The sequence below is a fragment of the Nocardia neocaledoniensis genome (genome assembly GCF_029868625.1).
Lineage (GTDB): Bacteria > Actinomycetota > Actinomycetes > Mycobacteriales > Mycobacteriaceae > Nocardia > Nocardia neocaledoniensis_A.
In genome coordinates this window covers 1-24273 of the sequence record NZ_JARWOJ010000332.1, presented here as the reverse complement: position 1 = coordinate 24273, position 24273 = coordinate 1, and the positions used below count along the sequence as shown (strand labels likewise).

Sequence of the window (24273 nt, the reverse complement as noted above, 5' to 3'; positions counted from 1 at the left end):
GCTGCGTCGGCCGCGCACTGAGTCTCGCACAACAGGCCGACAAGCAAACGGTACCCGGGCATCACGGGAAGTCCGCATCGACCCTCCCTGCCGATCCCATGCTCTCGAACCGTCCCCTCTCCTCCTTGCCGCTTGTGAGTGGAGCACCGACCGAGCCGAGCCTGCCCGCCCGACTTTCCACACACCTTGTTTTGAAGAGATCTCTTCAAGAAATAGAACTGAAGTAGTAGTAGGCACTGTGGAATCTGTGGACTTCGACCGAATCCGCAGGTCAGACCGCACGGCGGCATGGGGATGGCCGTGGGGTGTCTCGAGGATGAATCGACGGCGTCTGTGGACGCGCGAAGTTGTCCCATTTTCATCCTCGAGTAGTCCTCGAGTTGTTCCACCGGATTCACCCTGTTGTTCACACGCGGGGGCAGGGTGGTGGCAACCAGGTGGATTCCTCGAGGAGTCCACACGGATTCCTCGAGGAATCCACAGGCCCGATCCGACGCCCGCGCAGGTGGGAGCCACCGCACGGCTGTGAGTGGATCGACCTGTGGACGATGTGGACAACTGCCTGTGAGTGAACACCCCCAGATCGGTCCCCAGGACCTGTGCGTCAACCGGTGCACAACCGGTGGATTCCTCGAGGACTCCACAGGGACTCCTCGAGGAATCCACAGGGCAAAAAAGAACACCGCCCCAGGTCAGGGCGGTGTTCGAGGGTGTGGATGAAATCAGCGCGAACGCTGTTTGATTCGGGCTGTGAGTTCTTGGACCTGGTCGTAGACGCGGCGTCGCTCGGTCATCTCCTTGCGCACCTTCTTCTCCGCGTACATCACCGTCGTGTGGTCGCGACCGAAGGCCTGGCCGATCTTGGGCAGCGACAGATCGGTGAGTTCACGGCACAGGTACATTGCGATCTGGCGGGCCTGGGCGAGCGGTCGCGCCTTGCCGGGCCCGGTGAGCTCTTCCAGCGTCGTATTGAAGTACTCCGCGGTGACGGCCATGATCGTCGCCGCGTTGATCTCCAAGGCCGCCGTGTCGGGCATCAGATCCCGCAGCACCACCTCGGCCAGCGAGAGATCCAGCGGCTGACCGTTGAGCGAGGCGAAGGCCGTCACCCGGATCAGCGCGCCCTCGAGCTCACGGATATTGCGTTCGACCCGGCTGGCGATGAGCTCCAGCACGTCGTGCGGCACGTCGAGCCGGTCCATCCGCGCCTTCTTGCGCAGGATCGCGATGCGGGTCTCCAGCTCCGGCGGCTGCACATCGGTGATCAGGCCCCACTCGAAGCGGGTCCGCAGCCGCTCCTCCAGGGTCGCCAGCTGCTTGGGCGGGCGGTCCGAGGAGACCACGATCTGCTTGTTCGCGTTGTGCAGGGTGTTGAAGGTGTGGAAGAACTCCTCCTGGATGCCTTCCTTGCCCTCGATGAACTGGATGTCGTCGACCAGCAGAATGTCGGTCTCGCGGTAGCGCCGCTTGAACGCGACCTTGCGGTCGTCACGCAGGCTGTTGATGAAGTCGTTGGTGAATTCCTCGGTGGACACGTACTTCACCCGCATGCCGGGGAACAGTCGCTGGGCGTAGTGACCCGCCGCGTGCAGCAGATGGGTCTTGCCCAATCCCGAAGCGCCCCACACGAACAGCGGGTTGTAGGCCCGCGCGGGCGCCTCCGCGATGGCGACCGCCGCGGCGTGCGCGAACCGGTTGGACGCGCCGATGACGAAGGTCTCGAACGTGTACTTGGCGTTCAGGCTCGCCGACGAGGAGGCCTGCGGCGGCGCCTCGGGCGACTTGTTGAAATAGGTCGGCCAGTTGTGGCGCGCGTCGACGACCGGCTCGTCGTCCACCGGCTCGGCGCCGGGCGTGCCGGGACGCAACGGCTCCTGCGCTGGTTCGGCGGCGGTGTCCTCGGCGCGCGCGGCGATGGGCTCGTCCTGCTGGGGGCCCCGGCCCCGGCTCGGCGCGCGCTGCGGCGGCGGGTCGGGCGTGAACAGCGACTCCTGCCCGGGCGGAATGTGCTCGCGTCGCGGCGAGCCGGCCTGCTCCCGACGGGCCGGCGGTGCGGCATCGGCCTCCCGCTGTTCGGGCCGGGCGCCCCGGAAGTCGCCACGTCCGCCGAATTCGCCGTTGGTGAAGTCGGGCACCGGGTAGACGGCCGTTGGCTCGAAGTCGGTGCCGGGGAACTCGGCGCGGTCGGACTGGAAGTCCGGTGCCTGGGCGTAGTCGGGTGCCTGGGCGTACTCCGGCTGCTGGTATTCGGATTCGGTCTGGCGGTACTCCGGCTCGGGTTGGCGGTACTCCGATTCGGGCTGGCGGTACTCCGATTCGGGCTGGTACTCCCGGTGACCGGAGTAGTCCGGGCGATCGCCGTACTCCCCGGGTTGGGCGGGAAATTCGCGGCCGCCATAGCCGTTGCCGTAGTCGCCGCCGGCCGGATACTCCGAACCGGACGGGTAGTCGTTGCCGTACTCGCCGTTGTACTCCCCCGCGCCGTAGCGCGGACGGCCGTAATCACCGCGCGCGGCGTAGTCGGGCACGCTGAAATCGGGACCCGGATAGCCGGACGGCGGGCGCACCGGTTCGCGCGGCCGCTCCGGGCGGCTGGTCATCCTGGCGTGGCGGGGCGAGGAACCGGTCCGCTCCCCCGCGGCCGGGCTCGGCGCGGCGATGCGCACGCCCAATCCCTCCACCTGCGGACCCAGCCTGCGACCGAGCGAACGCAGGATCGGTTCCCGCAGATCGCGCTCGATCGCTTCCTGCGCCAACGAGGACGGAACCGACAGCAACGCGAAGCCCTGGGCGACGGTGAGCGGTTTCACCAGCTTCAGCCACGCCTGCTGCGCGCGGCTGACCGCCGGAATGGCGCCGTCGGCGGAGCCGGTGGTGAGCTCGGCGACCACCTCAGGCCATACGGTGGCCAGCACGTTCTGCTCGTCGTCCATGCAGCGTCCTCCCCGGACCGGTTGTTGGGGCCCACGGCCGGGCGCACGCAAGTAACCACCTGTGACCAGGTGAAATCCAGTGATCCTGCGCACAACCGAAGCCGGTTCGAACGCCGTGCGGTCCCAGAATGCGGACTGCGGCGCGGGCACCGTCGGCCCTACGAATATGCCACTCCGGCCGTCTTTCCACACAATTATCCACAGATGTGGACAAACCTGGGGATAGAGGAGATCTGCCAGCGTGTGGCAGTGAATGGGGCTGGACCTGCGGTTCTTCAGCAATCCCCCGGCTACAGAGGTTAGCGGCCCCCGCCGTGGAAGGCCAGAGGTGTGGAGGAACTCACGAAAAGTTCCTCGGTGCGTGAGTGCTGCCCGGGCGTGTCGTCGCAGGTCGGGCCAGCTCATGGCGCGAAAGCGGTGTCCGGTAGCCTGGACACCGTGCCTGGCGCACCTGCCTTGGGGCCGAGTTTGACCCTGCGTAGCGGTATCAGTACCCTCGTACAGTCACCCCTTGGCGCGGTGGCGGCTCCGTGCTGCACGCCGATCGCCAAGGCTTTCTGCGTGTAGACCGCGGTCGCTGCGCAGACACCGAACCATTGAACAGACTTCGGGTACCGAACGGTGCCCACCAACTCGAGGAGTGTTGACCGTGGCCAAGGGCAAGCGGACGTTCCAGCCGAACAACCGTCGTCGGGCGCGCGTGCACGGCTTCCGCCTCCGGATGCGTACCCGTGCGGGTCGCGCCATCGTTTCGGCGCGTCGCCGTAAGGGCCGTTCCGAACTGACTGCCTGATCGCGTCAGTCGGACGCTCGGGTGTTGCCTGAGCCGTATCGGTTGCACCACCGTGCCGAATTCTCCCGCACGGTGCGCCGCGGTCAGCGAATCGGGAGGCGAGATCTCGTCGTACACGCGCTCACGCACACGTACGACGATGTCGCCGATGTCGATTCCCTGATCCGGGTCGGCGGTCCGCGGTTCGGGTTGATTGTGAGCAAGGCGGTGGGAAACGCGGTGGTACGCCACCGGGTAGCCCGCCGCCTGCGTCATATGTGCGCCCAGATCGTCGACGAACTGCCCGCCGATACCGATGTCGTGATCCGGGCGCTGCCCGGCGCGGCGACCGCCGACTCCGCCGAGTTGCTGCGCCAGCTGCGCACCGGTCTACGCAAGCTCGGGCTGCGTAGCGCACCGGAGCCCGCGCTCGGTCGCACCCCGGCCGGTGAGCGGCGATGAGAAGCATCGCCCGGTTACCCGCGAACGCGCTGATCTTCCTGATCGAGCTGTACCGGACCTATGTCTCCCCCACCCGGATGCCGATCTGCCGGTTCACCCCGACCTGTAGCGAGTACGCGGTGACCGCCTTGCGGACCCGCGGTTTGGTCGTCGGATCGGCACTGACGGTGGTGCGCCTGGCCAAGTGCGCGCCCTGGCACCCTGGAGGGTGGGATCCCGTGCCTGAGCGCGGGTCGAATGCCTGCACAAAGTCATCGCCCGCGCTGATCGGCGATACGAACGACGGGAGTACCTAGAGCCGTGCTCGACATCATCTATTGGCCGGTATCCGCGATTCTGTGGTTCTGGCACAAGGCCTTCGGCTTTGTGTTCGGGGCCGACAGTGGGCTCACCTGGAGCCTCGCCGTGGTGTTCCTGGTCTTCACCCTCCGGCTCGTGCTGTACAAGCCGTTCGTGAAGCAGGTGCGCACCACCAAGCAGATGCAAGAACTGCAGCCCCAGATCAAGGAGCTGCAGAAGAAGTACAAGAACGACCGCGAGACCATGGCGCGGGAGATGCAGAAGCTGCAGAAGGAACACGGCTTCAACCCGCTGATGGGCTGTCTGCCGGTCCTGGTGCAGGTGCCGGTGTTCCTCGGCCTGTTCCATGTGCTGCGCTCCTTCAACCGCACCGGCCACGGCTTCGGCCAGCTCGGCTTGTCGCCGGAAGAGAACGCCAACCTCGGCAACTACATCTTCTCGGCGGCCGACGTCCAGTCGTTCCTCAGCGCCCGCATCTTCGGTGCACCGATCGCCGCCTTCATCACTGCGCCGCAGAACGAACTCGAAGGTTTCGCCGACTGGGGTGGCACGCCCACCCGGCTGAGCATCGCGCTCGTCGCGATTCCGCTGATGGTGATCGCCGGTGTCGCGACCCACTTCAACGCCCGCGCGTCGGTCGCGCGCCAGACGCCGGAAGCCGCCGCCAACCCACAGGCCGCGATCATGAACAAGCTGTCGCTGTGGGTCTTCCCGCTCGGCGTCATGGTCGGTGGCCCGTTCCTGATGATCGGCATCCTGCTCTACTGGGTGGCCAACAACATCTGGACCTACGGACAGCAGCACCTGGTGTTCGGCCGCATGGAGAAGGAAGAGGCCGAGAAGAAGGCGAAGAAGCTGGAGCAGCGCGCGCAGAACGCACCGAAGCCGGGAGCCAAGCCGGTCGACGTTCGCAAGCGTCCGCAGGACGCCGCCGATACCGATGCCCAGACGACGAACGGCACCGCCGCGACCAACGGCACCAAGCAGACCGCCAAGCAGGGTGGTGGTCAGCGTCGACCCGGCGGCCAGAAGCGGCCGGGCAACCGTGGTCGGGCGAACCAGAAGCGTAAGCGCTGAGTCGCGAGCAGATAGAGGAATCCAATGACTGTTGAGACCGAGACCGACGGAGGGGACGCCACCGTGTCGACGACTGTTGACGTCGCGAACGACGCCGAAGAGGCGTTGATCGAAGAGGGCGAGATCGCGGGCGACTACCTCGAGCAGCTGCTGGACGTGCTCGACTTCGACGGCGATATCGACCTCGATGTGGAGGGCGACCGCGCCGTGGTGAGCATCGACGGCGGCCGCGATCTGACCAAGCTCGTGGGCCGCAACGGTGAAGTCCTCGACGCGCTCCAGGAGCTGACCCGCCTGGCCGTGCAGCAGGCGACCGGAGTCCGCAGCCGGCTGATGCTCGACGTGGCCGGCTGGCGCGCCCAGCGTCGGACCGACCTCAGCGAGCTCGGCACCGCCGCCGCGAAGCGGGTGCTGGAGTCGGGCAAGCCCGAGGCGCTGTCGGCGATGACCCCGTTCGAACGGAAGATCGTGCACGACGCCGTCGCCGAGATCGATGGAGTGGTCAGCGAGAGCGAAGGTGTCGAGCCGAATCGCCATGTGGTGGTAGTGCCCGAGTAGGCTGATTCCGCCGCGACCAAGAATTAGGCCTCCGGTCTCGGACCGGGGGCCTTATTCATGCCCTCTTGCGACCGACCACACTCGGAAGGATGTTTCACGTGGAACGAGAACTGGGTGCGCTGTCCGCCGAACTGGAACCCCCGGCCGCTGCCGCACGGGTTTTCGGTGAGCGCCTGGACCTCGCCCGCCACTACTGCGCGGCACTCGCCTCCGCCGGTGTGGAGCGTGGACTCATCGGCCCCCGTGAAGTCCCCCGGCTCTGGGAGCGCCACATCCTCAACTGCGCGGTCGTCGGTGAGTTGATCGAAGAGGGCGCGTCGGTGGTCGACGTCGGCAGCGGCGCGGGCCTCCCCGGCATCCCGTTGGCCATCGCCCGACCGGACCTTCGGATCACTCTGGTCGAGCCGCTGTTGCGGCGGACGGTGTTCCTGAGCGAGTTCATCGAAGAGGTCGGGTTGCAGAACGTGACCGTGGTGCGCGGGCGAGCGGAACAGTCCGGAGTGATCAAGGAGGCCGGCGGCGCGGATGTCGTCACCTCGCGCGCGGTCGCCCCGTTGGCGAAACTCGCGCACTGGTCGCTCCCCCTCCTCCGCGACCACGGTCGGATGCTCGCGCTCAAGGGAACGAGCGCCGCCGAGGAACTGGAGCGCGACGGCGCCGAGCTGATCCGGGACGGCGCGACGGATCTGCGAGTGGTCGGTTGCGGCGCGGGCATCGTCGAAGTCCCGACTCTGGTGATCAACGCCGAGCTACTCCCCCGGGGTGAGCGTCCGACGCGGCGGAGTGCTCGGAAGGCCGCGGGTGCGGAGAAGAAGTCCAGGAAGCGTCGCGAAGCCGGGTCGGCCTGACGGTAGATCGTGCGATCGCACGGATCCTTTTTCGTAACGTGACGAAAGTCGCCGAGGGTGGTTGCCTGCACCCTCGCGCGGACGAATTCGGTTGATTGCGGCGGGTCCCCGCAATCGACGGCTGGGTGTTTCACGTGGAACGTAGTTTGCTCGCGGGTGAGGTGCATCGGCCAAATCGCTCGGCTCGTCGAGGAATAGGGCTTGCACATTCGGAGCGCCCGCCTCGCGGAACGGAATTCGCCAGAGAGTCGTTGCGGGGCGGCGCGGAGTCAGCACTCGGCGGGTGGCGACTCGAACGGGCGCTTCATTACTTCGCCGCATTGTCGAGCGCTGGCTGATCCCGGCGGAAGGTTGATTCTGTCGCGCACAGACCGGCCACCGCGCTGATGTCTGCGCGAGTGGACTCGGCCCCGTGTGTTGCGGAAGCCGCGATGATCCACCGGATTTCGCCCCCGCCCCTCCCCCTGTTTCCCGTGAAACATCGATCCGGAAACCGAATTCAGTGACTTTGGGTGTGTCCTTCCCGGCGTGCCGCGATTCAGCTTTCCTAACTGTCGCGGGGCTGGCAAGCTGTTCAGAGTCGGGCGTGTGCGCGAAGATTCACCGGAGTTGTGGACGGACGCTACGCCGATCTTGTTTGTGATGACACGGCGCCGACGCTCGGTCGGGAGAACGTGATCTGAAGTTTCTCGGGTTAGGAGCAGTCTATGTCGAGCGGTCCGGCGAATGTTTCACGGGAAACAGCGTCGCGGGTTCCGGGGATGCTGGACTCCAGCAACTTCGACGCGGAGACGTTCGGGAACACTCCTTTCGGGAATATCTCCCCGGCCGAGACCCCGATCGCGGCGGAAGCGCAACGCGCCAGCCAGATTCTCCATCCAGGAAAGGTCACTGTGCCGAAACCTCGCGAGCAACGGATCATCACCATCGCGAACCAGAAGGGCGGCGTCGGTAAGACGACGACCACGGTCAATCTCGCTGCGGCACTAGCGCACCAGGGGATGACGGTTCTCGTCGTCGACCTCGACCCGCAGGGCAATGCGAGTACGGCGCTGGGGGTGGCCCACCATTCCGGGGTGCCGTCGAGTTACGAGCTGCTCATCGGCGAGGTGTCGGTCAAGGACGCGATCCAGGTGAGCCCGCACGGCGAACGGCTGCTGTGCATCCCGGCCACGATCGACCTCGCCGGCGCGGAGATCGAACTCGTATCGATGGTCGCCCGCGAGGGTCGACTGAAGACGGCAATCCACGAGGCCGCCCTCGCCGGCTACGACATCGACTACGTTCTCATCGACTGCCCGCCCTCCCTCGGGCTGCTCACGGTGAACGCGCTCGTGGCCGCCAAGGAGGTGCTGATCCCGATCCAGTGCGAGTACTACGCGCTGGAGGGTGTGGGTCAGCTGCTCCGCAATATCGGACTCGTGCAGGCGCACCTGAATCCCGAACTTCACGTCTCGACCGTGCTGCTGACGATGTACGACGGTCGCACCAAGCTGGCTGACCAGGTCGCCGAGGAAGTGCGCAACCACTTCGGCGATGTGGTGCTCAAGTCGATGATCCCGCGCAGCGTGAAGGTCTCGGAGGCGCCGGGCTACGGGATGACCGTGCTCGATTATGATCCAGGCTCCCGCGGCGCGATGAGCTACCTGGACGCGGGCCGCGAGCTCGCCGCACGCGCTCAGGTCCGCCAGGACGCGTCGTAGTGGTTGTGTTGGAACGAAGAAGGGATCGGTAGCCGATGAGTCAGGCGAAAAAGGGCGGTCTCGGGCGCGGGTTGGCCGCACTGATCCCGACGGGTCCGGCGGCGACAGCGCCGGGCCTGAGCAGTGCCGCGGCGAGCGTCATCGGGATCAACCCGATCGGCCCGCAGCCCGCCGAGGCGTTCCTGCATCGGGTACCCGACGCCGCCGAGTCCGAGGTCGAGCCGGAGGCCGAGCTGGTCTCCCCCGGCGACTCGGTCTATCGCGAGATCCCGGCCGACCAGATCGAGCCGAACCCCAAGCAGCCGCGTCAGGTCTTCGAGGAAGAGGCGCTCGCCGAGCTGGTGCACTCGATCCGCGAGTTCGGACTGATGCAGCCGATCGTCGTGCGTCGCGTCGAGCCGGGCGTCGAGAAGTTTCAGTTGGTCATGGGCGAGCGCCGCTGGCGCGCGTGCCAAGAGGCCGGCCTGGCGACGATCCCCGCGATCATCCGCGACACCGCCGACGGCTCGATGCTCCGTGACGCGCTGCTGGAGAACATCCACCGCGTGCAGCTGAACCCCCTCGAAGAAGCGGCCGCCTATCAGCAGCTGCTCGAGGAATTCGATGTCACCCACGAGGAACTGGCCTCGCGAATCGGTCGGTCGCGGCCGGTGGTGACGAATATGATCCGATTGCTGAAGCTGCCGATTCCCGTGCAGCGTCGGGTGGCCGCCGGGGTGCTTTCGGCGGGACATGCCAGGGCGCTGCTCGGTTTGGATGCCGGAGCCGACGCACAGGAAGTGTTGGCGGCGCGGATCGTCGCCGAGGGATTGTCGGTTCGGGCCACCGAGGAAGCGGTGACGCTGGCCAACCGCAATCCGTCGGAGGTCGCTCCCCCGGCGCCGAAGCGTAAGCCGATCCACATGCCGGGTCTGCAGGAAGTGGCCGAGCGGCTGTCGGGTTCCTACGACACCAGGGTCACAGTCAGCCTCGGAAAGCGTAAGGGCAAGATCGTTGTCGAGTTCGGTTCCGTCGAAGACCTTGAGCGCATTGTGGCGCTGATGGAGCAATCCGGCCCTGAAACGTCACTGTGACGGGGCACTTCCGGCCTTTCTACACAATTGAAAGAGGCGGCATTACTGTGGATAGTGATGTGGCGTGAGTGAGCGTCAGCGAGCGAACCAGAGATGCAGCGCGCGCTCGCGAACGATGGAGCCGAGCGCCAGCGAGGCGGAGTCGTGAGCGTGGATGAATCGGACAGCTGGAGGCTGAGCAGAGCGGTGTCGACCAGCGTCACAGCATTGACCCTCGACGGACTCGATCAGCTCCCGGCGCACACCCGGCGGTGTGTGTTCTGGGAGCTCGATCCGGCCGTCGCTGCCGACTCCCAAGCGTTCAGCGATCCGGTCTTCGAAAAGGAAGCCTGGCTGTCGACCGTCATGCTCGAATGGGGATCGTGCGGCCAGGTGGCGCACGTGGACAACAACATCGCCGGGTGTGCGCTGTACTCGCCCCCGAGCGCGGTGCCGCGGTCGACGCTCTTCCCCACCTCCCCCGTGAGCCCGGACGCGGTCCTGCTGACCACGCTGCAGGCCGAATTCCCCTATGAGGAGGCCGATGTAGCCGATCGGCTGATCCAGGGCGTGGTGGCCGATCTGGTCCGTCGCGGCGTGCGGGCCTTGGAGGCGTTCGGGATTCGCAACGGTCCGGCGTCGAGTTCGCTGGCCGATCGCGGCCTAGGGTCCTCGATGCGGCTGATGGAACGGATCGCGGCCCCGCTGCGCGATCCCGCCGCGTCCACCCACTGCACTCCCGAAACCTGCATGATCGACGCCGACTTCCTCACCGATGTCGGCTTCGAAGTAATTGCGCCGCACCACCGCTTCCCCCGGCTGCGGCTGGAGCTCAACTCCGACCACGGCTGGAAGGAAGACGTCGAGCGCGCACTCGACCAGCTGCTCGCCGCCGCGTCGATGGCTCCCCCGGCACGGGTCGGCGCGCAGTAGCACCGACGACAACGGCCCCGCGGAAAACCGCGGGGCCGTTCGTCGTTTCGGGGGTCGGTCAGACGCGCGGCGCCGGAGCGTTGCCTGCGTCGGCGGCAGCCAGCTCTTCGGCGAGCAGCTCGGCGAAGGTGTAGGTGCCGGTGGGCTGGTCGTCCTGGCCGAGCAGATACAGCCGCTTCACCGAGATGAGGATGGCCTCGGCGATCACGTCGCGCATGCGCGGGTTGGTGAGGACCGAGGCGTCGTACTCGTTGGTGAGGTAGCCGAGGTCGACCTGCACGGTCGGCATCTTGGTGAGGCGCAGCAGATCCCAGGTGCGCTGATGGGTGCGGCAGTCCTGCACGGACGCTCGCGCGACCACCTCGCGCTGGATGAAGCCGGCCAGCACCTGACCGATCATCGAGACCGAGCCGTGCGAGTTGCCCCAGTAGAAGCCGGCCACGCCGTTGGCGGACGGGTTGTCACTGGTGGCGCAGCGCAGCGAGATCATCAGATCGGCGTCGAAGGCGTTGGAGGTCTCGGCCCGTTCGACATCGGAGGGGTTGGCGCCCCACGGCCGGGACAGGAAGGTCTCCATACCGGTGGCGGCCATCCGGCCCTCGAGCCGGGAGGCCAGATCCCACAGGATCTCCGACTCGTAGACGTCACCGAACTCGGTCGGCACCGCGAAACCCTTGTCGGCGCCACCGAAACCGGGATCGATGACGATCCGCTTGCCGGTGAGCTGCGGGCCCGCCCGGTGCACCACTTCCTCCTCGGCGATGCGATGCGGGTTGCCACCCGTGACACGGGCGCCGAGCAGATCGAGCGAGCGCAGGGTGTCGGGACCGCAGATACCGTCGGCGGCCAAACCGATCTCGCGCTGGAACGCGCTGAGGCCGTCGTGGGTGTGCGGGCCGAAATAGCCGTCCACGCGGTGCACGTAGAAGCCGAGGTCCTGCAGCTTGCGCTGCAGGGTGGCCACGTCGTCACCGTAGAGCGGTGCGGACAGTTGATAGATCAGCGTGCGGGCACCCAGGCGGTAGGAGGCTTCCTTCAGCGCGCGGTAGGTCGCCGGACCGACCACACCGTCGACGAGCAGACCGCGCTGCTGCTGGAACGCGCGAACCGCGGAATCCAACGGACGGTCGAACTCCGCTTCGGTGTCTTTCCAATAATCGCCGTGTGGGGGATGCAGGAAGCCGAGGCTTGCGAGGGTGCTCCGAACCTCTGCGACGGCTGGTCCTGAATCGCCGTGACGAAGTCGGTGCATGCGTGAGAGCCCTTTCCTTCGGCCGGAGCGTCGCCTCGATTGTCTCAGACCCGGGCGCTATTGCGGGAATCCCGGGTCCAGGCATCCTACGGCGCGTCGGCCGGTAGGAGGTGGGTTATCAGATCAGACCATCGAGTTCGCGCAGCAGGGCCGCCTTGCCCTTGGCGCCGACGATCTGCTTCACCGGCTTGCCGCCCTGGAACAGGATCATGGTCGGCAGGGACAGGATCTGGTAGTCGCGGGCGGTGGCCGGGTTGGCCTCGGTGTCGAGCTTGGCGATCGTCAGCTTCTCGGCGTGCGTACCCGCGATCTCCTCCAGCACAGGGGCGACCATCTTGCACGGACCGCACCAGTCCGCCCAGAAGTCGACCAGCACCGGCTTCTCGCTGAGCAGGACGTCATCGGCGAAGGACTTGTCGGTGACGGTGATGGTGTTGGCGCTCTCGGCCATGGGTGTCTCCTAGGTGGAACTCAGTACTCGAAATCAGTTGGCGGACACCGCGGCCGCGCCGTCGGCGTTGGCGAGGGTGTTCGCGGTGATGTCGCCCTGCTCGGCGAGCCAGCGCTCGGCGTCGATCGCGGCGCGGCAGCCGGTGCCCGCGGCGGTGATCGCCTGCCGGTAGGTGTGGTCGACCAGGTCGCCCGCGGCGAACACGCCGGCCACGTCGGTGGCGGTGCCGGGATCGTTCACCCGCACATAGCCTTCGCCGTCGAGCGCGATCTGGCCCTTGACCAGTTCGCTGCGCGGGTCGTGGCCGATGGCGACGAACAGACCGGTCGCGGCGAGCTCGGACTCCTCGCCGGTGCGAGTGTCGCGCAGGGTGAGGCTGGTGACGCTCGTCTCGCCGTTGACCTTCACCACTTCGGCGTTGAGCGCGAACTTGATCTTCTCGTTGGCCTTGGCGCGCTCGAGCATGATCCGCGAAGCGCGGAACTCCTCCCGGCGGTGCACGATGGTGACGCTGGCCGCGAACTTGGTGAGGAAGGTCGCTTCCTCCATGGCCGAGTCGCCGCCGCCGACCACCACGATGTCCTGGCCCTTGAAGAAGAAGCCGTCGCAGGTGGCGCACGCGCTGACGCCGCGGCCGAGGAGCTCCTGCTCCCCCGGCACGTGCAGGTAGCGGGCGGCCGAGCCCATGGCGAGGATCACGGCGTAGGCCTCGAAGGTCTCGTCGCCGACGGTCACCTTCTTGATGGTGCCGGACAGGTCGATCGCGTCGACGTCCTCGGTGCGCAGGTCGGCGCCGAAACGCTTGGCCTGCTCCCGCATCTGCTCCATCAGGTCGGGGCCCATGATGCCCTCGCGGAAGCCAGGGAAGTTCTCCACCTCGGTGGTGGTCATCAGGGCACCACCGAACTGGGTGCCTTCGAAGACGAGCGGCTGCAGCTCGGCGCGAGCGGCATAGACGGCGGCCGTGTAACCGGCGGGGCCTGAGCCGACGATGATCAGGTCGCGAACTGGCGTGCTCATGGGGCCCTTCCGAAAGACAAGCTGGGGACGTGTCGGTCAACAACAGCCTAAACGGTGTTGTTCCCGGCGTGACGGCACTGCCCGGGAAGCAGCGCGCTCAGCCGATATCGCGGAGCGCCAGCCGTTCAGGTGCGCCAGTGGCGCAGCCTGGCCCGACGACCAGCGCGGTGATGGTCGGTGGCTTCGGGCCGAGCACGAGCACGAGCACCGCGTCGGTACCGCGGAAGGTGATGCTCGACGCACCGAGGACGGCACGGTCGACGCCGTTGGCCTGGACGCAGCGGGTGAGCGCCGCCTCATCGGCCAGCGGACCCCGCACCTCGCGTTTGCCGAGGGCACTGAGCGCGGCCGCGGTGGTGAGTTCGTCGCCGGGGCCGTCGGGTTCGATGATCGGCGCCGCCGTGGGGGTGCCGTCGGTGGAGCCGAAGGTGCTGACGACCGCGCCTGCGCCGGCGAGCACCGCGACGGTGGCAGCGGCCGCGGCGAGCAGACCCAGCCGACGGCGGGATCGACGCTGTGCCAGCGAGATCGGCGGTGGCGCCGCCGCTTCCCCGGCGGGCGGGACCAGCGACATCGGCGTGATGCGGTCGGTGGGGCCATCGCCGGCGTCGAGTTCGGCGACGAAACGGAACATACGGTCGGCGACATCGTCGGGCATGCGGTGCACGACCCGGTCGTCGGCGCCGAGCTTGCGGAGGTGGGCGTTCACCTCGTCGAGCTGATTCAGGTAGTGCAGCGCGTCTGGGTCGGTGCTGACCTGGGGCCACAGTTGCTCACGCAATTCGGGCGCGAGGTTGTCGGCATGGAGATCGGCCAGCAGTTCCGACGGGAACGGAGGCTGCGGCACGGATCGAGACACCCTCGCACCTCCCCTGTTCTGTCGATATCGGATCGCAGGATTTACATCGCTGACTTGTTCGTCACTGTTAATGACGCATCCGGGCTAGATCCGGTTCCCTGGATCCCGGAAAAATTCCAAACGTTCTTGCAAACGTACGCGCGCTCGGGCGCATCTGCTCTTGATCGTGCCCTCCGCCACGCCGAGCGCGACTGCGGTCTCGGCCACGCTGCGCCCCTCCATCTCCACCATCACCAGCGCCAGCCGCTGCTCCTCCGGCAGCGTGAACAGTGCTTCCTCCACCACGGTCGTGAGCTCGTACTCGGCGAAGACATCGCGCGGCTCGACGGCCTCCGGCATGGTCTCGGGCAGGAGCGAGATCGCGCGACGCGTCTTGTTCCGCCTGATCCGGTCGAGGCAGGCGTTGACGACGATTGCGTGCAGCCAGCTGCGGACCTCGGCCTCGGCGCGGAACGAGCTCGCCGTGCGATGCGCGGACAGCAGCGCGTCCTGCAGCGAGTCGGCGGCGTCCTCGCGGTTGTACGAGGTGCGCAGCGCGGTCTGCCAGAGATGATCCTTGTGCCTGCCGAGCAGTTCGGCGAACGCGTGCGGCACCCCGCGCACGTGGGCGGCCAGCAGTTCCTTGTCGCTGCCGTTCGCCAGCACGAACGAGCGATCGCGGTCTGCGGCGACCTGCCGCGTCCCCCCGCGGACTTGCTCGTTGACTTCCGGCAACACCAGACCCCTTGGACAGCGCTCATTACGGCGACTTCACGTCGGCGAACGAGGCCGATCCATCACCTGACTACAACGCGGCGTCCAGGACCGACGTGGACAGATCCTGGGTAGCTCCCTGCCGAGAGCGCTGCTAGATCATATCGTCGATAACAATTGCGCACCAACCGGACCGCAGTTCGATGAAGGTCGGCGTCCGCGGCGGAATCACGCGGCCACCTGCGCTGATAGCGGCGGGAGATGAGGTGGCTACGGCGCGGCGTCGAGGCGGACGTCGGCGATCGCGGTCTGGAACTGACCGCCGGAATTCGCCAGCCCGGTGATCCACACGAGCACGAAACGAGCTGCCTGATCGGTCTGCACGGCGATATCGGTGACACCCTCACCGAGCTTGGCCGAGCCGATCAGCTGGGTCTGGTCGAGCGTGGGCGCCTCGGTCGGCGAGGTGCGGATCTCGACCGTGCTGCCCGCGCTGGGCGAGGTGATCGAGACATTGGTCAGCTTGGCCGGAGTCGGCAGCGTGGCCAGCAGCCCCACGCCCTTCTTGAGGGCGGGGAACTGCTGGAAGTACTGATCGGTGCGCCACACCGTCGCCGGGTTCTGATCGAGCACGGCCCCCGCCGTCGCCGCGCCGTCCGGGGTGCCCTCCGGGGAGAACACCGCCGCCCCGGTGACGGGCACCGGGACGCTGGTCGGCGGGGCGACGGAGGTCTCCTCGGCGGGTACCGCGGCCGCGCTCGGCGGCGCGACACTCGACGTGAGGCCGATGTTGATCTGCTCGTCCAGCGGCTTGTCCGAGGCGCCGGGCGCGAAGATGCTGACCATCCACCAGATCAGGATGCCGACGACCAGCGCGGCGAGCACGCCGAGGCCGACCATGATCCACATCATCCGCTTGGAGCGTTCCCGCTCGGCGGCGAGCAGCTCCGGATCGGCCAGCGAATCGGGTCCGCCGGCGACCGCCCGCTGACCCAGCCGCAGCACCGGGATGAAATCGGTCTTCTGATCGACGACCGAGGCCTGCTCGAGCACGTGCTGCACGGTGGCCGCGGTCCGGACGCCCTTGTTCGACTCGAGCGAGCGCACTGCGACGGCCGAGATCTCGAACGGCACCTCCGGCCGGATCTGGCGCGGCTCCACCGGCGTGCCGTCGGGCCCGAAATCGGCGAGCCGCAGGCCGCCGATGGTGGCGGCCGTGCCGGTGACACCGCCGACTCGGATCGGCCAGCGCGCGGTGATCAGCGCGTAGAGCATCGCGCCGAGGCCACGTACGTCGGACTGGGCGTCGGAATCGCCGAGCGTGCCGGGGAACGCGAGCACCGCGTCGCCGGAGGCGCTGATCCTGATCCGATCGGGGTGATCGATCGAGAGCGAGCCGCCGCCGCGATGGGCCAGTTCGGCCGCCGAGGCGAGCGCCCTGATCGCCCTGGCCGCGCCGATCGGTGAGGGGACCGTCTCGGCCATCTCGCGCAGCGAACGACCAGGCGTCCACTCGGCCACCACGATGCCGCCCGAACTGCCACGCACCACGTCCAGCACCCTTGCCAGGCCGGGCGAGTTGATCCGGCCGAGCCGCAGCGTGCGGGACAGGATGGCCTGCGGGCCGTCGTGCCCGGAGTTCTCACCCGACTTCTGATCGGCGTCGACGAACGTCAGCGCGACCTCGCGGTCGAGCTTGATGTCGAGCGCCTGCCAGAACTTCAGCCCACGCGCGCCGCCGTGACTGGCCAGCAGCCGGTAGCGGCCGCCCGCCACCGACGCGCCCGGGATCAGCTTCGGACCACGCTGGGCGCGGTTCGCCGCCGCGGGTACCTGCGGCGGGATCGGCAGCATGCCGGTGTCGTGCGTCGGATCGTGCGGCGGCACGGCCGCGTGCGCGTCGTCGTGCTCGTCGTCCGCGGGCCCTGCTACCTGCGTATTCTCGCTGTCCTCGGGCGCGTCGTCGGGCGCGGATCCTGCCTTGTCCGCCGCAGCGGGCGAGACGTCGGTGGACATTCCTCCTGCTGCGCGCGCCGCAGAATCGGCGGCCGGGACTCCGCCCACCGCGTCATCGCTCACCCTCGGTCCTCCTTCGGCCTGATAATCGCCATCGGTCTGCCGAACAGCGTACGGGAACTGTGCCTGACCGGTGATGTCAACAGCGCCGGGTCGGATCACGGGCAGGACCATCGTCTGGGTGTCCATGGAGTGGCCGTACGCGGGGAAGGCGTAGGTATCCGGACGACGCAGCACCGTGGTCGCGTAGATGTCGTCGGACGGTGTGTCGTCCAGGCCCAGATCCGGCGCGGGCGGCGTGATGCCGAGCTTGCGCGAGATCGCGACGGTGATGGCGACGACCTCGGGGATACCGGCCAGGCGCATCAGGCCGAACGCCACCGAGAACATCACCAGCGCGCCCACCATCACGCGGAGCAGCGAGGCGGGGCCGCCGGTGAGGTGATCCATCCGGGTGACGGTGTCGACGATCAGCATCACCGCGCCACCGGCCACCGAGGCCAGCAGCACCCGGGTGACCGTGCGGCCGACGTTGGACATGCGCAGATCGCCGAGGCTGCGGTGCAGCAGGACGCCGCCGATGACCGCGCCCGCCGTGAAACCGAGGCCGGTGGCGACGCCGAGGATGATCACCACGTCGTCGCTGTCACGTGCCAGCACCGGCGCCAGTGCCGAGAACAAGATCTTGATCGTGGTGATGCCGAGGATGATCCAGGTCGGCGTCCACGCCTGTTCGCGGGCGTAGAAGACACGCAGATGGATCAGCACCAGCGAGTACGGGATCAGCGAGAACGCCGACCAGCTGACCGCGGCGCCGAGTCGTTCGGCGTCGCCGGAGAAGCGGGCGTAGCCGTAGAGGGCCTCGCCGATGGTCGGGCCGGCCAGCGTCATGAAGGTGACCACCGGGATCAGCGCGATCATCGTCAGCCTGGTGGCCACGGACAGGTCGTCGACCACCGCGGGCGTGTCGTCGGCGGCGGCATTGCGGCTCAGGCGCGGCATGATCGCGGTGAGCAGGGTGACGCCGAGGACACCGTAGGGCAGCTGCAGCAGCGCCCACGCGTTGGCGAAGATCGCCGGGCCCGCCTCGTCGGCGGCGGAGGCGATATTGTTCGCGACGACCAGGCCCGTCTGGCTGATCAGCACGTACAGGATGATCGCGGCGCCCATCTTGCCGAACTGCTTGAGCCGCGTGTCGACGCCCCACAGCGGCCGCAGGTTGATGCCGTGCCTGCGGATCGCGGGCAGCAGGCTGAACGCCTGGGTGGCCACACCGGCGGTGATGCCGATGCCGAGCACCAGCAGTTTCGGATCGCTCATCCGCACGGGATCGAAGGTGATCTCGCCCGGTGTCAGCGCGTAGGCGGCGAGGACCGTGAGCGCGACGAGGTTGTTGAGCACCGGTGCCCACGCGCCGGGTTTGAACGCCTGCCGGGTGTTGAGGATGGCCGTGAACAGCGCTGACATGCCGTAGAACAGAATCGCCGGCGCCAGCAGGTAGGTCAGCGCGATCGTCAGATTGGTGTCGACCTTGCCGTCCGAGTCGACCAGCACGTGACCGGCGAGGATGGGGGTCGCCGCCAGCGTCAGCACCGTCGCGACGAACAACACCGCGAACGCCGCGGTCACCAGTCTTCGCACGAACGCGGCGCCGCCGTCGGCGTCCTCTTGCTCGGCGCGGACGAGGGTCGGCACCACGATCGCGGTCAGCACCGCGCCGAGCACCAGCTCGGCGATCATGTTCGGGATCAGGTTTGCGGAGATGAACGCCGAGGCGACCGCCGGGCCGAGCACGGTGAGCAGCAACAACTGCTTGGCGAAACCGGTGATGCGGCTGATCAGCGTCGCGATCGCGATCGACCCGGAATCCTTGAGCAGCTTCGCGTTGGCGCTCTGCGGGGTCGCCGGCTTCTCGGTGGCCACCGGCTGCGGCCTGGCGATCCTCTGCGTCTTCGCGGCCGCGAGCTCGTCGACGGCGGGTCGGCGGCGGCCGGAGTCGGCGTCACGCCGGTCGACCGGCGGGCCCGGCATCCCCGGATACGAACCGCGCGCGGCACCGCCACGCCGCCCGGGCTCACCCGGCCTCGCGACGCCGTAGCCGCGCTCACCCGGAGCGCCGGATCGATTCGCCGCCTCGGGCCGCTCGGCATGCTGCGGTCGTCCGTCGAACTCGCCGCGAGTCTGCCGCGGAATCGCGCCGGACTGCGCGCCGCGCGGCACCGGATCTCCGGTGCCGGGCCGTGCCGGCTGCGCGAATTCACCGGACTGCGCTCCGCCGGCGGGCCGCGGAGGTTGTCCGGGCCGCCGTTGCGGGCGGTCGCCGAACTCCGCGCCGGGCGGCTGGTTGCGCCGTTCGCTCGTACCGCCAGCGGGTGCCCGACCACGCTCGCCTGGCGGGACCTGCCCGCCGGGCACCTGATTCGGGAACTCCCCCGAGCCGTCATGGAAGGCGGCGGCGGAACGCGGCGGCTGGGCGGGACGCTGCCGCGCTGCCGGGTCCATGCCCGCCGGATACCGCGTCGGTTCGGCCGAAGCATCCGGCAGGGCGGGACGCTGTTGCGCAAACTCGCCGGACTGCCCAGCTGAACCGGGGGCAGGCCGTGCGGCTCGGCCGGGGCGCTGTTGCGGGAATTCGCCCGATGCGGCCGCTGATCCGGGTGCCGAATGGCCCCGCGGTGGCTGCGCGAGGCGCTGACCGTCGAACCCCGGCAGATAGCGGGTGGTCTCGTCATCGGGGCCGGGCAGCGGACGGCCGGGCTGGTTCCCGGCGCCGGGCAAGGAACGGCCGGGCTCCCGGTATCCGGTCCGATCGTCCGCCCCAGGCCCGGGGCGCACAGGTTGGCCGGGCCGCCCCTCTACTGCTCCCGGCGTCGCGTGCGGCGACTGTCCGCGACCCTGTTCGTCGGGCGCAGGCAGATAGCGGGTGGTCTCGTCGTCACCTGGCAGCGGGCGGCCGAGTCGACTGTCAGCACCCGACACGGAGCCGCGGGGCCGGCCCTCGGCGCCGGGCAGGGCGCCGCCGGCATAGTTCTCGGCGCCGGGAAGGGACCCGTCGGGATGGTTCTCGGCGCCGGGCAGCAGGCGACCGCGCTGGTCACCCGGCTGCCCAGGTTGACCAGGGCGCTGCCGGGGGAACTCACCGGATTGCCCTGCCGAACCAGACGCGGGGCGGGGTGGCTGTGCGGGGCGTTGGCCATCGAAAGGTTGCGCGTAGCGGGTCGGCTCGCCGTCGGCGTTGGACATGGAGCGGCCCGGGTAGGGCTCGGCGCCGGAACGCGGGTGGATCGGCTGACCCTCGGCGCCCGGCAGCGGGCGCGCGGGCGGACCAGGGCGCTGCATCGGGAATTCGCCGGACTGCCCCGCACCCGGCGCGGACCGGGGTGGTCGCGCCGGGCGTTGGCCCTCGAAGGGAGGCGCGTAGCGGGTGGTCTCGCCGTCATCGTCGAAGACGGGACGGGTCTCGTCGCCGGGCCTCGGGTAGCCCTGTCGGCCGTCCGGCCCGGTGGGCTGCGGGCGCTGGCGCTGCAACTCGCCGGGCAGTTGCACGCGGGGAAGTTCGCCGGACAGACCGGGCTGCGGGCTGAGGCCGGGGTGCCCCGATCCACTGCGGGGATCCTCGCCGGCACCGCCCCTTCGGGGCATACCGCCTGGTCGACCGGGATCACCAGGTCGGAAATCATCGTCTGGTCGCCCTGTAGCGCCGGGCCGGCCCGGTCCACTCTGCGGGGGTTCGCCGGACCATCCCGGCCGGGAGTAAACGTCGGGTCGACCGGTGTCGCCGGATCGGCCGGGTCCGGGCTGCGGGTATTCGGACGGCTCCGACCTGAAAGTGCCATCGGGTGCGTACTCGCCGGATCGTCCGGGGTGACGACCATCACCGCGCTCGTCGCCGTAGGCGGGCGGCTGACTCCGGCCGTTCGGGTAGCCGGGCATCTCCCCCGGCTGCCGCAGACGCTCGAGCGAGGCGTCGGGCGACTCCCGATACGGCAGCCGCGAACCCCCCGGCCGCCCACCGGCGACGTCGTTCCCCTGCTCCCCGGCCGTCATCCCGCGCTCCCACGGCGCGACGGGCGCGTGGCGCTGCGCCGGTCCGTCGCGATCATCGTCGTGGTCGTGCCGATGAGCGGAATCATCGTCGCCCATCATGCCTCCTGTACCCGGCGTAACCCGCGATGCCCGCCGGTCCGGTGAGCGTTTCGCTCACCCGTGCCACTCTCGTCCTTGTCTGCCATGGTCCCCCGCCCGCGTGTCAGGCGGTGGCGTTCACTGTCGTTCGAACCCCTCGTCGGCGGGGTCGGGTTGACCGCGGAACCGGCGCAGGAGCCGGCGCCCGGCCAACAGCAACAGCAGTATCGCGGCACATGCCGTAATTATGGCCAAGGCCTGTCCGTAGGCGTTCGAACGCACCGAGACCGATGTCGGCTCTCCTAGCGCTACCCCTTCGGGCGTGGTAAGGGAAATCGGAATCACCAGCTTACGGCTGTCACTCACCTCGGTCGGGATCTGGAAAGACCTGGTCCCCGACGGTGGAAGCAGCTGTTCGCCGATATCGGTGATGTTCGTCTCGGCGGGCGCCTCGATCTTGAAATGCACCCGGATGGCGACCGGCAGATTGTTGCGGGCCACCAGCAGCAGCGGACTCTGTTCCGAGGCCAGCGTGTACACCCCGCCCGGCGGCAGCACCGAGACCGCGCCGAACATCATGTCCAGTTCGCGGGTGGCCTGGTCGATCCGGCGTTGCGCGTGCAGGTCGGCCTGGGTGTCGTCGTCGGCCCTGCGATCGGACAGGCTCAGTGCCCGCAGCAGGTCCTCCCGGACCGGGGTCATGTACGCGTGCGGGGTGAGCTCGGCTTCCGGCAGCTCGACCAGCGCGCGCATCAGCTCGGTGATCCGGGTGCCCTGGGCCTGGATCGGCGGAACGAACCGCTCGGGCGCCGCGTCCTGGGCTGCCCGCGGCAGGTATTCCAGGGCGAACGGACGCGGGTCGGGCCCCTGGGCGACGAGGTCGGCGAAGCTGCGCGGCCCGGCCAGATTGTTCTTGGTGAGCAGCTCGATGTGCTTGAGCAGCGCCACACCCTCTTCGCGGCTGGCACCCCACTGCTGGGGCGGCATGAGCAGCTGCGAGCGCGGCCGATCCGGTGCCGGGTTCAGCGCCGTCCACGCCATCGCGCCGAGCGCGTCCTGTAGCCGGGCCGCGCGCGAATCGTTGGTCACGTCGAATCGCACCTTCGACGGCGTGAACGAGGGCGTCGGCGGGTTCGAGCCGACCGCGGCCAGCGCCGTCGCCGACCAGATGTCGAAGGTCGTCACGCGCAGCGCGGGATCGGTCCCGGCCGGCGCGGTGGCCGGCGGGTCGACACTCACACCGGGGACCCGCACGACGTCGGGCGCCGCTTCCTCCCCACCCACGACGACGCCGGGTTCCAGGGTGGTCGGCGCCGAGGTGAGCGCGTTGTCGGTATCGCCGGGCTCGCCGTCGGCCGACACCGCCGTGCTGGCCAGGACCGCCGTCCCGTACCCGTGCCCGCGCAGCAGCAGCCCGGCCGGATCGTCGATGGAACCCGAGTCGGGCAGGCTCACCCCGCGCAGCGACCGGGTGGCGAGGATGGTGTCCACCACGTCGGCGGGCGCCTGCAAGGCCCTGGCCGAGAGGCCGGGATCGTTCACCGCGGCCAGCGCCGACACGTCGACCTGCGCGAACGGCAGGGCCACCGTGCACATCGTGCTCGCGAGCGCGCGCAACCGGTCGAGCCATTCCTGGGCGGCGACCGCCCCGGTGCCCTCCCTGGTGGCGCCCTCCGGATCGGACGGGCTGGCCAGCACGCGATAGCCGTAGGTCATGGTCTGCACGGTCGAGACCAGGTCGGGGTCGATCGCGATACACACCGAGTTCGCGACCCCGCGGTCTTTGCCTGGTGTGGGCGCGATCGTCTCCAGCGCGGCGACCAGCTGTTCCAGGCGCCCGCCCTTCCCGACCGATACCGCCAGCTCGTCGTCGAGCAGTACCGCCTGCGTGTTCACCGAGCCTGGCTTGCCCGCGACCATCCGCGGCCGGTCGGCCAGCGGCCAGATCATCGTCGTGGCCACCGGCGAGGCCTCCGGCGGCGCGGCGACCGGTTCGCTGGTCGCGTCGCCACCGACCGGCGGCAGACCGAGGACGGGGAGCAGGAAGCGCGCGTCGTCGAGGCGAGCCTGCGTGCCGTAGGCGGGCTCACCGTTGACGTTGAGCAGCAGCGGATACACCCCGGGATCGGTGAGCCCGAGCGACGGCCCGTCGCCCCCGGCCCGCAGCGCGATCCGCACCGAGAACTGTTTGCGCTGACCGGGACTCAACCGCTCCGCGACGTCCTGGAACGGCCCGGTGACCTCGTAGTTCACCTGGTCGAGCCGCAGCGAACTGCGCAGCCCGCTCGGGGAGTCCACCGCGGCGGCGCGCTGCACCCGCACACTCACGTCGTCGACCGGGCGGTCACCGATATTGGTGACGGTGCCCGAGACCGTGAGCATCGAATCGCTGCTGGTCGTGACCGTCCCCGGCGCCACCGCGTCCAGCGTCAGCTTGAGGAACTTCGGCGCGGTGGTACCCGACCCGTTCGGTTGCGCGTGCCCGACCGCTCCGAGCAGCGTCACCGAACCCAAGATGGTCAGGACCGCCGTGATCAGCCGGAACAGTCCACCCGTCATCGCTTGCCGGTCTCCATCCGGTCGATCATCCGATTCGCCACCTCGGCCAGCCGCCGTTCGTCGGCGTAGGCCAAACGGGAATCCAACTCGCTCAACGGAACCCACGCAACCTGGGTGACCTCCACGTCGGCATCGGAGAGTTCACCGCCGAGCGAGCGCAGCAGGAAATGGTGCACGGTCTTGTGTACCCGTCTGCCCTCGGTCACGAACCAGTAATCGATACTGCCGAGTTCGGCGACCACCTCGCCGTTGATCCCGGTCTCCTCGGCGACCTCACGGATCGCGGTCTGCTCGGAGGTCTCGCCCGCCTCGATATGGCCCTTCGGCAGCGACCACAACAGGCGGCCCCGCCGATCGGTGCGCCCGATCAGCGCGGCGGAGCGCTGCTCGCGCGGACCGTCCAACCCGTCGACGACCAGCCCGCCCGCGGAGGTTTCGCGCACGGTACGCATGCGCGGCTTACCGGCATTGCCCGCCGACCCGCGGCGCCGCGGCTGGCGGCGTCGACTGTTCGCGCGATCGGCCGGAGGAGACACCAAGTCAGCTTAGCTGTGTTGTTGGAGCGCTGGCGCGCTCGAGGTCGCGGCCCCCTGGTCCCGCCGATCAGGCACCGTGGCTTGCTCCTTCGTCGCGTACGCCACGGCGCCTGCTCGGCGGGAC

The 24273-nt window shown here is 68.7% G+C and carries 20 protein-coding genes; 11 read left to right on the top strand and 9 right to left on the bottom strand.

What is annotated here, in order from left to right:
- Positions 1-722 precede the first annotated feature (722 nt).
- Positions 723-2933 carry a chromosomal replication initiator protein DnaA gene (dnaA, locus tag QH270_RS25575; protein ID WP_280346628.1) on the bottom strand — a complete coding sequence of 737 codons (2211 nt, stop codon included), beginning with the start codon at positions 2931-2933 and terminating at the stop codon, positions 723-725.
- A gap of 649 nt (positions 2934-3582) precedes the next feature.
- Between dnaA and rpmH the strand changes: the two genes are divergently transcribed.
- The 9 genes from rpmH (at position 3583) to QH270_RS25530 (ending at position 10638) form a co-directional block, all read left to right on the top strand.
- Entirely contained in the window at positions 3583-3726 is a 144-nt protein-coding gene (gene rpmH, locus QH270_RS25570) for a 50S ribosomal protein L34 (RefSeq protein WP_071932098.1), read from the top strand.
- A gap of 21 nt (positions 3727-3747) precedes the next feature.
- On the top strand, positions 3748-4167 hold the full coding sequence (gene rnpA, locus QH270_RS25565; protein ID WP_110037948.1) for a ribonuclease P protein component: 420 nt from the start codon (positions 3748-3750) through the stop codon (positions 4165-4167).
- A complete protein-coding gene (gene yidD / locus QH270_RS25560; RefSeq protein ID WP_280217227.1) occupies positions 4164-4463 on the top strand; it encodes a membrane protein insertion efficiency factor YidD in 300 nt (99 codons plus the stop codon). The genes rnpA and yidD overlap by 4 nt, the downstream gene beginning before the upstream one ends.
- Positions 4464-4467: 4 nt before the next feature.
- The gene (gene yidC / locus QH270_RS25555; RefSeq protein ID WP_280346627.1) at positions 4468-5544 is read left to right on the top strand and encodes a membrane protein insertase YidC; all 1077 of its coding nucleotides are present in this window, start codon (positions 4468-4470) and stop codon (positions 5542-5544) included.
- 24 nt (positions 5545-5568) lie between these two features.
- Positions 5569-6102 carry a protein jag gene (locus tag QH270_RS25550; protein WP_232995929.1) on the top strand — a complete coding sequence of 178 codons (534 nt, stop codon included), beginning with the start codon at positions 5569-5571 and terminating at the stop codon, positions 6100-6102.
- Between the two features lie 89 nt (positions 6103-6191).
- Entirely contained in the window at positions 6192-6950 is a 759-nt protein-coding gene (gene rsmG / locus QH270_RS25545) for a 16S rRNA (guanine(527)-N(7))-methyltransferase RsmG (protein ID WP_280346626.1), read from the top strand.
- A 761-nt stretch (positions 6951-7711) separates the two neighbouring features.
- Positions 7712-8653, top strand: a complete 942-nt coding sequence (locus tag QH270_RS25540; protein ID WP_232995928.1) for a ParA family protein — start codon at positions 7712-7714, stop codon at positions 8651-8653.
- A 35-nt stretch (positions 8654-8688) separates the two neighbouring features.
- Positions 8689-9726, top strand: a complete 1038-nt coding sequence (locus QH270_RS25535; protein ID WP_280346625.1) for a ParB/RepB/Spo0J family partition protein — start codon at positions 8689-8691, stop codon at positions 9724-9726.
- A gap of 186 nt (positions 9727-9912) precedes the next feature.
- Positions 9913-10638, top strand: coding sequence for a GNAT family N-acetyltransferase (locus QH270_RS25530; protein ID WP_280346636.1), 726 nt, complete (start codon positions 9913-9915; stop codon positions 10636-10638).
- Positions 10639-10696: 58 nt separating this feature from the next.
- Here the strand turns inward: QH270_RS25530 and QH270_RS25525 are convergent, their stop codons facing one another.
- The 6 genes from QH270_RS25525 to QH270_RS25500 form a co-directional block, all read right to left on the bottom strand.
- The gene (locus tag QH270_RS25525; protein ID WP_280346624.1) at positions 10697-11890 is read right to left on the bottom strand and encodes an N-acetylmuramoyl-L-alanine amidase; all 1194 of its coding nucleotides are present in this window, start codon (positions 11888-11890) and stop codon (positions 10697-10699) included.
- A gap of 118 nt (positions 11891-12008) precedes the next feature.
- The gene (gene trxA / locus QH270_RS25520; protein WP_110037939.1) at positions 12009-12341 is read right to left on the bottom strand and encodes a thioredoxin; all 333 of its coding nucleotides are present in this window, start codon (positions 12339-12341) and stop codon (positions 12009-12011) included.
- A gap of 33 nt (positions 12342-12374) precedes the next feature.
- A complete protein-coding gene (trxB, locus tag QH270_RS25515) occupies positions 12375-13361 on the bottom strand; it encodes a thioredoxin-disulfide reductase (RefSeq protein WP_280346623.1) in 987 nt (328 codons plus the stop codon).
- A gap of 97 nt (positions 13362-13458) precedes the next feature.
- Complete coding sequence (locus QH270_RS25510; protein ID WP_280346622.1) at positions 13459-14208, bottom strand: hypothetical protein; 750 nt, start codon at positions 14206-14208, stop codon at positions 13459-13461.
- Positions 14209-14304: 96 nt separating this feature from the next.
- On the bottom strand, positions 14305-14865 hold the full coding sequence (gene sigM, locus QH270_RS25505; protein ID WP_110038284.1) for an RNA polymerase sigma factor SigM: 561 nt from the start codon (positions 14863-14865) through the stop codon (positions 14305-14307).
- A 318-nt stretch (positions 14866-15183) separates the two neighbouring features.
- Positions 15184-18960 (bottom strand): murein biosynthesis integral membrane protein MurJ, encoded by a 3777-nt coding sequence (locus QH270_RS25500; RefSeq protein WP_280346621.1) that lies wholly within the window; start codon positions 18958-18960, stop codon positions 15184-15186.
- A gap of 117 nt (positions 18961-19077) precedes the next feature.
- Here QH270_RS25500 and QH270_RS25495 point away from each other — a divergent pair, with 117 nt between their 5' ends.
- Positions 19078-19515, top strand: coding sequence for a hypothetical protein (locus QH270_RS25495; RefSeq protein WP_280346620.1), 438 nt, complete (start codon positions 19078-19080; stop codon positions 19513-19515).
- Positions 19516-19803: 288 nt separating this feature from the next.
- A complete protein-coding gene (locus QH270_RS25490; protein WP_280346619.1) occupies positions 19804-21120 on the top strand; it encodes a hypothetical protein in 1317 nt (438 codons plus the stop codon).
- A gap of 72 nt (positions 21121-21192) precedes the next feature.
- On the opposite strand, the gene QH270_RS25485 is transcribed toward QH270_RS25490, so the two are convergent.
- A complete protein-coding gene (locus QH270_RS25485) occupies positions 21193-23613 on the bottom strand; it encodes a DUF6049 family protein (protein ID WP_280346618.1) in 2421 nt (806 codons plus the stop codon).
- Complete coding sequence (locus tag QH270_RS25480; protein WP_280346635.1) at positions 23610-24065, bottom strand: NUDIX hydrolase; 456 nt, start codon at positions 24063-24065, stop codon at positions 23610-23612. The genes QH270_RS25485 and QH270_RS25480 overlap by 4 nt, the downstream gene beginning before the upstream one ends.
- Positions 24066-24273 lie beyond the last annotated feature (208 nt).

Bases quoted from the DNA above. Each gene is read 5' to 3' on its own strand.
- dnaA (WP_280346628.1), bottom strand. From the start codon at position 2,933: ATGGACGACGAGCAGAACGTGCTGGCCACCGTATGGCCTGAGGTGGTC.
- yidD (WP_280217227.1), top strand. From the start codon at position 4,164: ATGAGAAGCATCGCCCGGTTACCCGCGAACGCGCTGATCTTCCTGATC.
- QH270_RS25550 (WP_232995929.1), top strand. From the start codon at position 5,569: ATGACTGTTGAGACCGAGACCGACGGAGGGGACGCCACCGTGTCGACG.
- rsmG (WP_280346626.1), top strand. From the start codon at position 6,192: ATGTTTCACGTGGAACGAGAACTGGGTGCGCTGTCCGCCGAACTGGAA.
- QH270_RS25540 (WP_232995928.1), top strand. From the start codon at position 7,712: ATGCTGGACTCCAGCAACTTCGACGCGGAGACGTTCGGGAACACTCCT.
- QH270_RS25535 (WP_280346625.1), top strand. From the start codon at position 8,689: ATGAGTCAGGCGAAAAAGGGCGGTCTCGGGCGCGGGTTGGCCGCACTG.
- QH270_RS25525 (WP_280346624.1), bottom strand. From the start codon at position 11,890: ATGCACCGACTTCGTCACGGCGATTCAGGACCAGCCGTCGCAGAGGTT.
- trxA (WP_110037939.1), bottom strand. From the start codon at position 12,341: ATGGCCGAGAGCGCCAACACCATCACCGTCACCGACAAGTCCTTCGCC.
- trxB (WP_280346623.1), bottom strand. From the start codon at position 13,361: ATGAGCACGCCAGTTCGCGACCTGATCATCGTCGGCTCAGGCCCCGCC.
- QH270_RS25500 (WP_280346621.1), bottom strand. From the start codon at position 18,960: ATGCCGGGCCCGCCGGTCGACCGGCGTGACGCCGACTCCGGCCGCCGC.
- QH270_RS25495 (WP_280346620.1), top strand. From the start codon at position 19,078: ATGCTGCGGTCGTCCGTCGAACTCGCCGCGAGTCTGCCGCGGAATCGC.
- QH270_RS25485 (WP_280346618.1), bottom strand. From the start codon at position 23,613: ATGACGGGTGGACTGTTCCGGCTGATCACGGCGGTCCTGACCATCTTG.
- QH270_RS25480 (WP_280346635.1), bottom strand. From the start codon at position 24,065: ATGCGTACCGTGCGCGAAACCTCCGCGGGCGGGCTGGTCGTCGACGGG.